The 12,504-nt window shown below is 67.9% G+C and carries 15 protein-coding genes; 5 read left to right on the top strand and 10 right to left on the bottom strand.

The genetic code is table 11. The annotated features are described in order from the left end of the window. Positions 1 to 16: 16 nt before the first annotated feature. From TX80_RS16860 to TX80_RS16850, 3 genes are all read right to left on the bottom strand, one after another. Positions 17 to 865 (bottom strand): ribose-phosphate diphosphokinase, encoded by an 849-nt coding sequence (locus TX80_RS16860; protein WP_049924424.1) that lies wholly within the window; start codon positions 863 to 865, stop codon positions 17 to 19. An 88-nt stretch (positions 866 to 953) separates the two neighbouring features. Then, the gene (locus tag TX80_RS16855) at positions 954 to 1,469 is read right to left on the bottom strand and encodes a hypothetical protein (RefSeq protein ID WP_049924422.1); all 516 of its coding nucleotides are present in this window, start codon (positions 1,467 to 1,469) and stop codon (positions 954 to 956) included. An 89-nt stretch (positions 1,470 to 1,558) separates the two neighbouring features. Further along, a complete protein-coding gene (locus TX80_RS16850) occupies positions 1,559 to 2,437 on the bottom strand; it encodes an HVO_0234 family beta-propeller protein (RefSeq protein ID WP_049924421.1) in 879 nt (292 codons plus the stop codon). Between the two features lie 111 nt (positions 2,438 to 2,548). On the opposite strand from TX80_RS16850, the gene glmM reads away from it, so the two are divergent. Together glmM and TX80_RS16840 are read left to right on the top strand one after the other, a co-directional pair. Then, positions 2,549 to 3,913, top strand: coding sequence for a phosphoglucosamine mutase (gene glmM / locus TX80_RS16845; RefSeq protein ID WP_049924419.1), 1,365 nt, complete (start codon positions 2,549 to 2,551; stop codon positions 3,911 to 3,913). Positions 3,914 to 4,113: 200 nt separating this feature from the next. Beyond that, on the top strand, positions 4,114 to 5,262 hold the full coding sequence (locus TX80_RS16840; RefSeq protein ID WP_049924417.1) for an SMP-30/gluconolactonase/LRE family protein: 1,149 nt from the start codon (positions 4,114 to 4,116) through the stop codon (positions 5,260 to 5,262). Between the two features lie 49 nt (positions 5,263 to 5,311). Here TX80_RS16840 and TX80_RS16835 read toward each other — a convergent pair whose 3' ends face one another. The 4 genes from TX80_RS16835 to TX80_RS16820 all read right to left on the bottom strand — a co-directional run bounded on the left by TX80_RS16835 (position 5,312) and on the right by TX80_RS16820 (position 9,056). Beyond that, entirely contained in the window at positions 5,312 to 5,821 is a 510-nt protein-coding gene (locus TX80_RS16835) for an HPP family protein (protein ID WP_049924416.1), read from the bottom strand. A gap of 91 nt (positions 5,822 to 5,912) precedes the next feature. Beyond that, entirely contained in the window at positions 5,913 to 6,689 is a 777-nt protein-coding gene (locus TX80_RS16830) for a hypothetical protein (RefSeq protein ID WP_154658692.1), read from the bottom strand. A 123-nt stretch (positions 6,690 to 6,812) separates the two neighbouring features. Then, positions 6,813 to 7,214, bottom strand: coding sequence for a universal stress protein (locus TX80_RS16825; RefSeq protein ID WP_049924414.1), 402 nt, complete (start codon positions 7,212 to 7,214; stop codon positions 6,813 to 6,815). 54 nt (positions 7,215 to 7,268) lie between these two features. Further along, positions 7,269 to 9,056, bottom strand: a complete 1,788-nt coding sequence (locus tag TX80_RS16820; protein ID WP_049924413.1) for a site-2 protease family protein — start codon at positions 9,054 to 9,056, stop codon at positions 7,269 to 7,271. A 201-nt stretch (positions 9,057 to 9,257) separates the two neighbouring features. Between TX80_RS16820 and TX80_RS16815 the strand changes: the two genes are divergently transcribed. Genes TX80_RS16815 through TX80_RS19155 form a run of 3 tightly spaced genes read left to right on the top strand, consistent with a single transcriptional unit; the run spans position 9,258 to position 10,074 of the window. Continuing rightward, positions 9,258 to 9,671: a hypothetical protein gene (locus tag TX80_RS16815; RefSeq protein ID WP_049924412.1), complete on the top strand. Its 414-nt coding sequence runs from the start codon at positions 9,258 to 9,260 to the stop codon at positions 9,669 to 9,671. Continuing rightward, positions 9,668 to 9,883, top strand: coding sequence for a helix-turn-helix transcriptional regulator (locus TX80_RS16810; RefSeq protein ID WP_049924411.1), 216 nt, complete (start codon positions 9,668 to 9,670; stop codon positions 9,881 to 9,883). Before TX80_RS16815 ends, TX80_RS16810 begins: the two co-directional genes overlap by 4 nt. A 38-nt stretch (positions 9,884 to 9,921) precedes the next feature. Beyond that, complete coding sequence (locus TX80_RS19155; RefSeq protein ID WP_154658691.1) at positions 9,922 to 10,074, top strand: hypothetical protein; 153 nt, start codon at positions 9,922 to 9,924, stop codon at positions 10,072 to 10,074. Positions 10,075 to 10,099: 25 nt separating this feature from the next. Here the strand turns inward: TX80_RS19155 and TX80_RS16805 are convergent, their stop codons facing one another. From TX80_RS16805 to TX80_RS19555, 3 genes are all read right to left on the bottom strand, one after another. Then, positions 10,100 to 11,251 (bottom strand): DUF7118 family protein, encoded by a 1,152-nt coding sequence (locus TX80_RS16805; protein ID WP_049924410.1) that lies wholly within the window; start codon positions 11,249 to 11,251, stop codon positions 10,100 to 10,102. A gap of 7 nt (positions 11,252 to 11,258) precedes the next feature. Continuing rightward, a complete protein-coding gene (hisI, locus tag TX80_RS16800; protein ID WP_049924409.1) occupies positions 11,259 to 11,639 on the bottom strand; it encodes a phosphoribosyl-AMP cyclohydrolase in 381 nt (126 codons plus the stop codon). A 231-nt stretch (positions 11,640 to 11,870) separates the two neighbouring features. Further along, on the bottom strand, positions 11,871 to 12,041 hold the full coding sequence (locus TX80_RS19555) for a hypothetical protein (RefSeq protein WP_195893104.1): 171 nt from the start codon (positions 12,039 to 12,041) through the stop codon (positions 11,871 to 11,873). Positions 12,042 to 12,504: the final 463 nt, after the last annotated feature.

Raw genomic sequence — 12,504 nt, 5'->3', positions numbered from 1 at the left:
TCCGGATGGAAGCCCGTCAAAGGGCGTCGGCGATCGCGGGGGCCACCGAGACGGAACTCACCTGTCGTTCGATGGTATCGGTTCCGTAGATCGACTCGACCCCGGCACGGGAGAGTTTCGTCGCGGCGTTGCGGGCGAGCAGCGGATGAACGCAGGTGACGAAGACCCGACCGACGCCGCGATCCTCGAGAACGCCGACGGCCTGACTCATCGTCGATCCCGTCGCGATGATGTCGTCGACGACGACGACGTCCCGGTCGCCGACCGCGACGTCGCTGGGGGTGATCTCGACCTCGGTCCCGGAGTGGCGGGTCTTCTCGAAGTAGTCGGTATCGCCCCCGCCGTAGGCGTCCCGGACCGTCTCCGCGAGATCGATCGCCCCCGCGTCGGGCGAGAGAAAGACCGGCTCCGCGAGGTCGCCGGGAAGCGGCTCGGCAAGCCGCCCCGCGGCGTCGACGGCGGTCGCCGTCGGTTCGAAGAACTCACAGACGGCCTCCTCGTGGGGGTTGACGGTCAGAACGCGATCCGTCCCGGTCGAAGTCGCGCGGGCGGTCGCCCGCGCGGAGACGGGATGGCCCGACTCGAAGGCCTCGTCCTGCCGGGCGTATCCCATGTACGGCAGGACCGTAACGACCTCCTCGGCACCCGCCTCGCGAACGGCATCTTGCAACTGGAGCAGTTCGACGTGGGCGTCGCTCGAGACGGTCGAAGCGACGACGACCGCTCGGTCGCCCTCGAAGTCGGGGACCGCGGCGAGCAGTTCGCCGTCGGGAAAGCGGTCGTACTCGACGGCGGCGAGCGGTTCCTCGAGTTCGCGTGCGAGCGCCGCGGCGAGAGACTGTGACGCGGATCCGCTGACGATCATACTCGAGCACACAGCGTGCGTGGTAAACCCGCTTTCGTTCTCTCGCGTTGACTCGCGCCCGGCGGTCGCCGGGTCGCGATCGACGGGGTTACCCGCCGTCGCTGCACGGACCGTCGTCGGTGTCGCCGAGGATCGTCAACTCGCCGTCCCGGTCGACCATCGCGTAGACGTTAAGACAGGCCGGATCGTTCCACTTCGCCGGCGTGATCTGTGTGGGCTCCCCGTTGTCGAGACGAACCAACACCCGGAGGGACCCCGGTTCGGTCGACCACGTCCGCTCGAGGGCCGTGCCGCTGTCGGCCTCGAGTTCGTGTGTCGTCCAGTGTTCGATCTCCCCGTCGACCTCGACCATGACGTCGACAGTGTGTTGATCGTCGTGCAGGTTTTCGACGGAGATATCGCCGAGAAGGGTTCCGCTGCCGGGGGCGGCCGTCACGTCGGACCCGGCGTCGGTCGTCGCGGGATCGGAACCCGATTCGTCGGGCTCGTCGTCGTTCTCCTCGGCATCGGACTCGTCGTCGTCGCTGCTCGAACAGCCGGCGATCGCGCCGGTGAGGACGGTTCCGGTCCCAGCCAGCAGTCGTCGACGCGGTAAGTCGCTCATACCGCGTATGGAGACAGTCCCCGCTCGTTAACGTTCTGGCAGCGACACCCCCGTAGCGAACGGGTCGTCGGACGGCGCGTCAGCGTCGGCTATTCGGACCGGGTGACGGCCATGCCGGTGACGTCGCCGATTCCGAGCGATCGGCTGCGCCACGTTCCGGTTTCGGTCCCGTCGTCGCTTGCGGTCAGAACCGTTCCCCGCTCGGTGACCGCATAGACCGCATCGCCGTAGCCGACGTCGACGATCGGTTCCGGTGGCCGGTCGTCCACCCGCCAGTCGCCGTCGGCCGTCACCGCGTAGAGCGTCCCGTCGGAGACCGCGTGTGCGCGAGCGAGCGAGCCCGGCTCCGTCCGCGGATCGGCGGCGACCGTCTCGAACGGGCCGTCGAGGACCTCCACCCAGCCGTTGCCGAGTTTGTAGCATCCGGTTGCGGTGGCCGCGAGTGGGACCCCCGGGGCGGAGACGTCACGAACGTCCGTCAACCCCGCGTGGTCGAGACTGCCGTCGTGAACGCGGTAGACGCCGCTGTCGGTGCCGACGAGGTCGCCGTCGATGGCTCGTACCGTCCCACCGACGTCGCCCTCGAGCGGGTCCCACGTCTCGTCCGTCCGGCGGGCGACCGTCCCGTCGGGGCCGGCCGCGACGGGATCGGTGCCGTCGAACCCGACGGCGACCGCGGGGCCGAACCCGGTCCCGACGAATGCGACGTCTTCACGATCCGCCTTCGAATCCGCGCCGCCAGCGCGCTCGAGCACGCGGACGTCGTCGGCGGTCGCGATCGCAACCCGGCCGTCACCGGGAGCGGAGACGGCGGCAACGTCCCGGGTGTCACAGCGCTCGCACAGCGAGAACTCGCCGACGGTGTCGCCGGCGATCCGGACGCGGACGACGCCGTTCGCGCTCGCGACGTACGCCTCGAGCGCGCCCGTTCGATCGCCGTAGACGCGTTTCTCCTCGATCGAATGCATACGTCCACGGAGGGGGCCGCGTTCCGAAAGGGTTCCGTCTGCAGCGGGCCGTTCTCACGTCGCTGCGGCGCTTCGGAATCCCTTTGAGGCGGCCGTCCGGACTAGTAGCCGATGGAAGTGTTCGGATCCAGCGGGACACGCGGCGTCGCCAACGAGGAGCTGACGCCGGCGTTCGTCCTGCGCGTCGCGAAAGCGGCGGGGACGGCCTGGGGGGTCGATCGGGTTGCTATCGCACGCGACACGCGGTATACCGGACGAATGCTTGCCGACGCGGCTGCAAGCGGGCTGGCGAGTACGGGGACCGACGTCGATCGCCTCGGGATCGTTCCCACGCCGGGGGCACAGTTCTACGCGGAACGCGAGGGCGTTCCCGTCGTGGTCATCACGGCCTCGCACAACCCACCGCAGTACAACGGCATCAAACTCGTCGGGGCCGACGGCGTCGAACTCCGGGTCTCGGACCTCGAGACGATCGAGGAGACGCTGCTTGCCGAGGCGTTCACGGTCGCCCCGTGGGACGAGACGGGACGCGTCCGGGAGGTCGACGGCGTGGCGGCCGACTACGTCGCGGCACTGCTCGCGGCGGTCGATCGCGAGCCCATCGCCGACGCCGACCTGACGGTCGCGCTCGATCCCGGCCACGGGGCTGGATCGGTAACGAGCCCCGAATTCTTCCGGGAGCTGGGTTGCCGGGTCGTCACCGTCAACGGTCACCCCGACGGTCACTTCCCCGGACGGGATCCCGAACCCGTCCCCGACAACCTCGGGGACCTCGGCCGGCTCGTCCGGGCCACCGACGCCGACGTCGGGATCGCCCACGACGGCGACGCCGACCGCGCCATCTTCTTCGACGAACACGGCGAGTACGTGGAAGGCGACGCCACCCTCGCCGCGCTCGCCGCGGCGGAACTCGAGGCCGGCGACACCACCGTCTCCGCGGTCAACGTCTCCCAGCGGCTCGTCGACGTCGTCACCGAGGCCGGAGCCGACCTCGAACTCACGCCGATCGGGTCGACGAACATCATCACGCGGATCCGCGAACTCGAGGCCGACGGCCACCGGGTGCCGATCGCCGGCGAGGGCAACGGGGGGATCTTCTTCCCCAGCTACCGGCTCTCGCGCGATGGGGCCTACACGGCCGCACGGTTCCTCGAACTCGTCGCCGAACGGCCGGTCAGCGAGATCGTCGCGCCGTACGACGGCTACGCGAACGTCCGGCGCAACATCGAGTACGAGTCGACGGCCGAACGCGACGCGATGTTAGACGCCGCCGCCAACCACGCCCAGACCGCCGACGCCGACCTCAACACCCGCGACGGCTACCGGCTGGACTACGGCGACGCGTGGGTGCTCGCCCGCCCTTCCGGGACCGAACCGCTCGTGCGGATCTACGCCGAATCGCGCGACGGCGACCGGGCGACCGCGCTGGCCGACGAGATGTACGAGACGCTCTCGAGCGCGAAGTCCGCCGTCTGAGACACGCTCGATACACAGCGTCCGATTACCATCGGAAACGCCTCATTTCCTCCGGGATCGTCCGGTCTCCATCGGGATCGGTCGCCGGTACCGACGGATCGGCACGGTTCATAACGGAGCCCGAAACGATGGTGCAGTCGCGTATTCACCGCGGTAACGGTAGCCGCAAGTTATTGTCGGTCTCGTCTCCCCTGAGAACGATGTCCGAACGGTCAACCGACGAGACAGCGAGCGTATCGATTACCCCATCGCGCCGTGCCGTCCTCGGGACGGTGGCCGGTGTGGGGACAGCCGTGACCGCAAGCGCCGTTTCGGGTGCAACTCAGGAGCACGAGTCCGACGACAGAACGGAAGGGACGGATCTCGAGGTCGTCGCGGACTTCGAACCGCCGTCGCTCCCCGAAAACATCGCGATCGACGAGAACGGCCGTATTTACCTGAGTATGGCGATTACGGGCGAAATCCGTGCGATCGATCCCGGCGGGACCGAGGAGACGATCGCACAACTCGACGTCGGGGAGGACGGACTCTTGCTCGGACTCGTCGTTCGCGACGGCACGATCCACGCCGCGATGAACGCCGGCGACCCCGAGACCCACGGCGTGTGGCGGGTCGAGGTGACCGACGGAGCCGCCGAGCGCGTCGCCGAACTGCCGGCGACGGAGACCGAACCCAACGGGATCGTCCCCGATCCGTACGTGTCGGGCGCGTACCTCGTCTCGGATCACCGCAGCGGGGCGATCTGGCGGGTCAGCGACGGCGAGGCCGAACCGTGGGTCGACGATCCGTCCCTCGATCCGGACCCCGAAGCCGACCCCGGCGTCGGTGCCGACGGGCTGGCGATCCACCCCGACGGTGACGTGTACGTCGACAACCTCGATTACGGACGCATCGTCCGGGTGCCGGTCGAAACCGACGGCACCGCCGGCGAGCCGGAACTGATCGTCGAGGACGACGCGCTGGTCGGTGCCGACGGGATGACGTTCGACGCGGACGGCACCCTCTACGTGGCCGTGAACGCGCGGGACGCGATCGCTCGCATCGACATCGAGGCGGACGCGGAACCGGAAACGCTCGTCGAGGGCGGCGTCCTCGATTTCCCGGCCGACGTCGAGTTCGGCCGCGGCGAGGCCGGCGAGACGTCGCTGTACATCTGTAACTTCGCGCTCGAGCGATTCCAGACCGACGAGGATCCGAACCCGAGTCTCGCGAGACTCGAGACCGACGCGAGCGGCTTCGTCGTCGAGCCGGGCGAGTTCGCCGACGACGGGGCGGCCGAAGCCGACGCCGAAGCGGACGGCGACGACGGTGACGCAAACGAAACGGAGTACGACGTGTCGAATCGGTAATCTCGCGGACGCGCTACCGCACGGGCACCCGGGCGCTCCACCGGACGGCTTACGACCGCAACTTCTCGCCGTATCTCGCGCCCGCCCGTTCGGTCGCGAGCAACAGCCGGTGTGCGACGACGAGGACGACGACCGCGAGGACGATCAGCGCGCCCTCGAGAGGCGTCGAGAGGAGGCCGAGCGAGACGATCAGCGTCGTCGCGCAGGCGGGCGGATGGCGGGTGCCGGTCGCGAGCATTCCCCCGGCGGTCAGCGTGGTCGCGAGCACGGCACTGACGGCGAGGCGAAGCCCGGCGATCGATCCCGGCGCGGGCGAGTTCGTCATAGAAATGCCGGCCGCGAGCAGGTGGTACGCCAGCAAGCCGGCGGCGACGCCGATGGCGTGGCCGCCGATCACCCGCCGGGGCGCGGTCGCGTCGCTGTCCTGAAACAGCGCGAGCACGAACGCGGACGGCCCTAGACTGGGAAACAGCATCGGTAGCCCCGACAGCCACGCCACCGCCGCCGTGGTCGAGAGCAAAAGCCCCGTGTGGATCGTCGTCCCCGTCCGGTCGTCCATGACCGGCTTTTCGCAACTCGAGCGGAAAACGGCGGTGATTCCCGCCGTGACCGGGAGACGGGAGTTCTGGCTTCGAACGGTTGGTTCGGTCCTACTCCCGCAACCCGAAGATCGTCACGTCGATTGCAGTGATTTCGGCCGCTACCGGGTCACAGTCGGGGTATTGATACGTGAACGTATATCGTTTCCCGGGTTCCGCACCGCCGACCGATCGTTCCGTGCTTTGGAGGACTGTGGTTGGGCCGCTGTACAGATTCAGTTGTGCGTAAATCGAGGACGCTTCTTTTTTGTTGTCGATCGTCACCTCCGTTCCGTAGACATCCGTCCCGCCCTCCTGTGCGATCACTGTCCACGAACTGGTTACCAGCGCGACCCTCTCGGAGGAGACCGCGGTCATCCCCCCGTTTTGGGCCGCGGATAACTGTATCTCGTAGCGGTCGATCGCCGTCGGATCCGCCGTGGAGTCGGTGGCCGCGAACCGATACGTCGTGTTCTCCCGCGGTTGATACACGGTGTCCGTGGCGGTCGCCAGTTCCGTCGACCCCGAGAAAAACGTCACCTCGATTTGTCGATACCCGTCGGTCTCGAGCGTCCCTCGAACGCCGTAACTCCCGCCGTTCTCGTCGTAGTAAAACCCGTGTTCAGGAACCGTTTCGTCGCCACGCGTCTCGACCGACGCGTCCGTTTCTGCCGGCGTACAGATGAACTGATCGTAATAGTCCCGCTCGTCCGAATTCACGCGTACGGGTTCCGCATCCGGGGACGTCGATCCGTCCTCGTCCTCTCGATCCGAGACGAGTGACGTACAGCCGCAACTGAGAGACGTAACCGAGAGACTACTTCCAGCGAGTAGCGCTCGCCGTTTCATACGAGAACTAGTTAGTATACTAATAAGTGTTTGGGGGAAAAGAACGAGGCGATTCGATCGGCCAGTCGGAACCTCGTTTGCGGACGAACCGGAACCGTTCGGTCTCGGGCGCGGGAGACGCCCTCACGGGACGATCGTCACCGGTACCGACGAGCGACGTGCGACCGCCTCCGCAACGCTGCCAAGCAGCATCCGCGAAACGCCCGATCGACCCTCGCTGCCCATGACGATCTGATCGATACCCTCCCGCCGGGCGTACTCGAGGATCGCGTCCGCGGACGTGCCCTCGATGACGGTCGTCTCGACGGTCCGATCGTGGTCGGCGGCGATGTCGTGGACGTCCGCGAAGAACGCCGGCGTGGTTCCGTCGGCTCCCGGTTCCGGGCCGCCGCCGTACCCCGCCTCGAGGTCGTCGACAGCGTGCACCACCGTCACCTCGGCGTCGGGAAACACCGACAGGGCGTGCTCGAGGGCCGCACGTGCGGGTTCGGAGTCGTCCATCGGAACGAGTAACTGGCGCGTCATAGCCGTGGGTTCGGGCGCGAGGGGGAAAGCTCCCCGGCGCTCGAGTCGCCGGCGTCAGCTGAACACGAGCGGCCCGAGCACCACCAGCCCTACCGAGAAGGCGACGATGCCGCCGACCGCCGCCGCGACGAGCCGACCCGTTGCGGCCGGGTCGGCCGACAGCGACGACCGCGAGACGACCGCGTCGGTGGCCGTCCGGAGCAATCGGCCGCCGTCGAGCGGATAGACCGGCAAACAGTTGAAGACGCCGACCAGGAAGCTGAGCCACCCCGTCCAGAAGAGGACGGTCGCGGCGACGAACACGCCGCCGCCGACGGCCGAGAGCGGTCCAGTTACCGTATAGAAGTTCACGACCTCGCCGACGAACCCGCCGAAGTTCTCGGTGAAGAGGCCGATCATTCCCGCGAACGGGAGCACCAGCGGGCCGAAAACCCGGTCGAGCGGCGTGTTCGTGACGGGGACCGACCCATCGCCGCCGACCACCGCGAGGTGGTCGGCCGCCGGATACGCGCCGACGCCGAAGTCTGTGAGGGAGAGCCCGCCGACGCCGCGCTGTAGCGACACGCCGAGATACGCCCCGCCGGTTTCGGACTCGCCGAACGTCACCTGATACGTCTCGAGACCGCCGCCGTCGTACAGGGCAACTGAAACCGTTTCACCCGGCTGGACGTCCGAAACGGCCGCGAGCAGGTCCTCGGTGCTTCTGACCGGTTCGTCGCCGATCCGGGTGACGACGACCGGCCGGTCCGCCGGCGCGCCGGCGTCCGCGAGCGGCCCGTCCGCCACGACGGCGTCGACGAACGCACCCGCGACGAGCGTCGCGTTGCGTTCCCGCGTGTCGCCGTCGCCGTCAGGCGTCCGGACGGTCACCGGGACGACGGGATCGGAACGGGACTCGAGTTCGCGTTCGAGCCCCGAAACCGAATGGACCGCCCGTCCGTCGACCGCCGCGATTTCGGTTCCCGGATCGAACTCGTTGGGTCCCGCTCCCGCCGCTCTCATCACGACGACGGATCGGTTGACCGTCACCGACTCGCCGTCGGCTCTGTCGACCTCGACGGTTCGGCCGCCGGCCTCGAGCGCGGCCGCGAGGTCGTCGTCGTCCTCGATCGGCGTTCCGTTCACGGCCGTGAGGACGTCGCCGCGCTCGAGGCCGGCATCGTCGGCGGGCGATCCCGGGACGACGCCGCCGACGGCCAGCCCCGGAACGACGGCGATGGACGTGGTGACGATCGTTCCCAACAGGAACAGACAGCCAAGCGCCACGACGAGGTTGCTCGTCACTCCGGCGGCGTAGATCCGGCTCCGGGCGGCCGGCGATGCGCCCCGTTCCTCGCCGTCCATGTCCACGTACGCGCCGAAGGGAAGGAGCGCGAGCACGATCAGACCCATCGAACGGATGTCGACGGACTCGACGCGAGCGAGGAGGCCGTGCCCGAGTTCGTGGACGACGATGCCGACGAACAGGGCGACGACGATCTCCGGCGCGGCCGCAAGCGGCAGAAAGTCGTTGACACCTGGAACCACCAGGACGTTTCGCGGCCGGTTGACCTCGCTTGCCGCGTCCCGGGTGACCGCCGCGTAGGCGGCGAGAACGACGAGCACTAGCGACACGGCGAGCAGCACGTACGAGACGACGACGCCGACGTTCGCCACCCGCCGCCAGCACCGGCGGCGACCCGCGAGTCGCTCGAGCGGATCGGGGACCGTGCGGGTCTCGAAGGTCGTCACCGGGCCGGTCACGTCGACCCACGCGGGAAACAGGTCCCGCGAATCGAGTACCATCGTGACGAGCGTATAGCCGAGCGCGACGGCCGCGACGAGCAGCACCGACTCCTTCATCCGTCACACCCCCGTCCACCCCACGACCGTGGCCGAACAGCGACCCGCCACGGTCCGACTGGTTGCGGCCTCATTTACTGCTTTCGCGATGTTAGTGTAGCACAGTAATTATTTCGGTCGGCGTCCGGGTGGCGAATCGAGAGCTAGTTTTATGGGCCAGTGTAAAGGAAACTTGACACACAGTCCCCTGCCCGAACACCCATGACAACACCCAATACAACCGCCGAATGCAGTCCGAAAACCTCCCGAACCGCCTCGAACGCAAGCTACGGTATCGGCATCGTCGCACTGGTGGTCGGTCTCGTCTTCGGCCGACCGGTGATCGGTCTCGGAGCCTACGTCGGCGGGTTCGCCCTCGGCGCGGCGATTCCCTCCCTGACCTCGAGACCGGTCTACGACGAGCGCGACGACGAACTGGCCGCTCGCGCGAACGAACTCGTCCTGTCGGTGCTCGGGTTCGGCGGGTTCGCCGCCTTCGTCTCGCTGTGGATCCTCTCGTTTCTCGGCCGGTTTACCTGGCGACCGGAACTGCTCGCGGTCTTCTGGGCCTGGTGTGCGTTCTGGCTGTTCTGGGGGAGTACCGACACCTACGTCCGACTGCGCGCGAGACGATGAACAACGACCTGCGCAAGCGCCGCGAGCGGGCCGACCTGAGTCAGGCTGACCTGGCCGAGGCCGTCGGCGTGACCCGCCAGACGATCAACGCCATCGAGCGCGAACGGTACGATCCCTCACTCGAGCTCGCGTTCGAACTCGCGGCGTACTTCGAGTGTGCGATCGAAGATATCTTCGAACCGGCGACGGAGTCGCCGGCGACCGAGGAGTGATCCAAGGACTGCATCGCCGAACACAGTAACACGAACCCATGAACGAATCAGACACACACTGGTCCGACCACGTCCGGATGGCAGCCTACGCCGGATTCCTTCCGGCGATCGTGTTTCTCGGCCCGCTCGTCGCAATTTTGGGACTGGCGCTCGTCTGGCTCGTCCTCCCCGAGCCGAACGACCGCGAGTGACCCGCTCGAGACGACCCGGCCCGAATCAGACCGGATCGTCGACCTCGAGCGCCGCCTCCAGCGCCGCCCGTTCCTCCCGGAGCGCCTCGAGTTCGTCCGCGACCCGGCCGTCGGCCAGCCGCTCGCGCTCCTCGGGGGTCAGCCGGGCGACCGCCCGCGCCGCGGTCTGGAGCCGGTCGTACTCGGAGTCGGTCGCGAGACGACGCACCGTCCGCAGGCGTTCGACGACCGACTCGTCGGCCACGCGGGCGACGAACGGGCGATACTCCCGTGTTCGCCGCCGGAGGACGCCCGCGGGACCCGGCGGCCACTCGATCATCAGCGGCTCGGCGTCGATCCCGGCGAGAAACGTCTGCTGTGTCGCCACCCGGCGTTTGAGCACGTCCGCGTCCTCCACGTAGTGCTCGAGTTTCGACCGCGAGTAGTCGGCGTACTCGAGCAACTCGGGAACGGTGTAGGTGCCGTCGGGACTCGTGGTCACGTACTCGCGCAGGTCGTCCGGCGGGCGCTCGTACTCGACGAACGGATACCACGCGCTGCGCTCGAGGAGGGCGAACACCTCGCGGGCAGCGGTCTCGAGGCGGTACTGCTCGAACGCCTCGCGGATCGCGTCGTTGTACGCCGCGATCGGGTCGCGAAGGCGCTCGACGGGCGCGTCGAGGTCGGCGTCTCCGAGTTCGAGCAGCCGCTCGTGGTCGTCGATCTCGTCGTCGATCTCCCGAAACCGCCGGGCGGCGGCCTTCCGGGCTGCGGCGAGGCCCTCGCGGGCCGCCTCCCGCTCGTCGAGCAACTCGGCGTACTCGGCGGCCGGCTCGAGAGCCGCACGTGCGTTCTCGAAATCGGACTCGCTGAGCCGGCGCTTGTCGATCGCCTCGAGAGCGTCCTCGAAGGCCTCCCGGCCCTTCAGATCGTCGGGCAGGTCCTCGACCAGCGTGGCGAACTGCCCCTCGAGTTCGACGTAGGCCTTGAAGTTCTCCCGCCCGGTCCCCGTCGCGCGGTCGACGTAGTCCTCGAGCAACTCCACCGCGTCGCGGTAGGCGTCGGCGGCCTCGAAGACCGCCTCGCCTCCCTGATTCTCGATGCGTTGCTCGGCGTTGTCGTACCGTTCGCGGGCCGCCTCGAGTTCCTCGAGCGGCGTCGGCTCCGCGTCGTCGGCTCGGTGGACGCGTTCGCTCATGACGCAACTACTCCTCGGCGTCCCCGTAAACGGCGTCGGGATCGAACACCCGTTCGCCGACGGTCTCACCCTCGATCGTTCGGTAAAAACAGGACCGATGGCCGGTGTGACACGCCCCGCCCTCCTGCTCGACCAGATAGAGGAGGGTGTCGGCGTCGCAGTCGACGCGAACCTCCTCGACCGACTGGACGTGGCCGCTCGTGGCCCCTTTCTCCCAGAGTTCGTCACGGCTCCGGGAGTAGTAGTGCGCCCGCCCCGTCTCGCGGGTTCGCTCGAGGGCCTCGGGGGAGACGTAGGCGAGCATGAGCACCTCGCCCGTCTCGGCGTCCTGTGCGACGGCGGGGACGAGTCCGTCCTCGCCAAAATCGACCGCGATGCCGTCGTCCATATCCGAACCGATGATCGTCGGGGCGATAGGTCTTTTGCTGCCGTTCGCGCCGTGAACGATACCCCCGCAGCGCCGGCGACGGACTCGAGACCGGGTTCCGGGCCGAGGTCGCGACTGCAGACCGAACCGGCGACGGGGAGGACCGTGATACAGTCACCGCAGGTTCGGTCCCGCAAAACCGCCACCCCCACGCGACCCCGACTTCCCGCCGCGGCTCGAGCCCGCAGCGGCCTACTCGGACTCGAGCACGCCCGGCGGAACCCGACAGCCACAGGGCGACGCGACGGCGTCGATCGGTCCGGTCACCGACACCATCGCGATCGGCCGCCCACACCGCGGACAGAGCGTCGCCGAGGACGAATCGGGGTCGTCAGCGCCGGCGTCGGGGTCGTCGTCGCTCATCGCCACCCCCTCGAGCGGTCGCCGCCGACGGTCCCCGGCAGGCCACACCCGCGGCTACTTTTCAGTCGTCGATCGATGCGGTTCGTCGGTCGGTCGGGATGTTTATTACCCGGTAGAATGTACGCAATCATGCTTCGAATCCCTCGCGGGATTGGAAGCTACGTCTCGGGTGGTCCAGCACCCGGGGCATTTCGGCGCATGCCCCCTGCGGCAGGTGGAGCGTAGCCTCCGTTTTGATTGTTATCATGAATTGCCTTATATCTATTGTTAGTGGTGGGGAATATACCGATGGCCGTCCAGTCCGTAGGCCGCTCGAGCGAAAGCGATCGTGACTCACCGACTCCCGAACGGAACGTAGCGGCGACGGACACCGGTCGATCCTGTCGTGGGATTTGTCCCCTGTAATAACGGTCGGCCAAGCATTCGTCGCAAACGATATCCTGTTTCAATCCCGTTGTGGGGG

This window comes from Halopiger djelfimassiliensis, from assembly GCF_000455365.1.
Taxonomy (GTDB): Archaea; Halobacteriota; Halobacteria; order Halobacteriales; family Natrialbaceae; genus Halopiger_B; species Halopiger_B djelfimassiliensis.
The sequence above is the reverse complement of the archived record's forward strand: the minus strand, read 5'-3'. Positions and strand labels throughout refer to the sequence as shown.

Coding starts and splice junctions, on each gene's coding strand:
- TX80_RS16860 (WP_049924424.1), bottom strand. CDS start 865: ATGATCGTCAGCGGATCCGCGTCACAGTCTCTCGCCGCGGCGCTCGCA.
- TX80_RS16855 (WP_049924422.1), bottom strand. CDS start 1,469: ATGAGCGACTTACCGCGTCGACGACTGCTGGCTGGGACCGGAACCGTC.
- TX80_RS16850 (WP_049924421.1), bottom strand. CDS start 2,437: ATGCATTCGATCGAGGAGAAACGCGTCTACGGCGATCGAACGGGCGCG.
- glmM (WP_049924419.1), top strand. CDS start 2,549: ATGGAAGTGTTCGGATCCAGCGGGACACGCGGCGTCGCCAACGAGGAG.
- TX80_RS16840 (WP_049924417.1), top strand. CDS start 4,114: ATGTCCGAACGGTCAACCGACGAGACAGCGAGCGTATCGATTACCCCA.
- TX80_RS16835 (WP_049924416.1), bottom strand. CDS start 5,821: ATGGACGACCGGACGGGGACGACGATCCACACGGGGCTTTTGCTCTCG.
- TX80_RS16830 (WP_154658692.1), bottom strand. CDS start 6,689: ATGAAACGGCGAGCGCTACTCGCTGGAAGTAGTCTCTCGGTTACGTCT.
- TX80_RS16825 (WP_049924414.1), bottom strand. CDS start 7,214: ATGACGCGCCAGTTACTCGTTCCGATGGACGACTCCGAACCCGCACGT.
- TX80_RS16820 (WP_049924413.1), bottom strand. CDS start 9,056: ATGAAGGAGTCGGTGCTGCTCGTCGCGGCCGTCGCGCTCGGCTATACG.
- TX80_RS16815 (WP_049924412.1), top strand. CDS start 9,258: ATGACAACACCCAATACAACCGCCGAATGCAGTCCGAAAACCTCCCGA.
- TX80_RS16810 (WP_049924411.1), top strand. CDS start 9,668: ATGAACAACGACCTGCGCAAGCGCCGCGAGCGGGCCGACCTGAGTCAG.
- TX80_RS19155 (WP_154658691.1), top strand. CDS start 9,922: ATGAACGAATCAGACACACACTGGTCCGACCACGTCCGGATGGCAGCC.
- TX80_RS16805 (WP_049924410.1), bottom strand. CDS start 11,251: ATGAGCGAACGCGTCCACCGAGCCGACGACGCGGAGCCGACGCCGCTC.
- hisI (WP_049924409.1), bottom strand. CDS start 11,639: ATGGACGACGGCATCGCGGTCGATTTTGGCGAGGACGGACTCGTCCCC.
- TX80_RS19555 (WP_195893104.1), bottom strand. CDS start 12,041: ATGAGCGACGACGACCCCGACGCCGGCGCTGACGACCCCGATTCGTCC.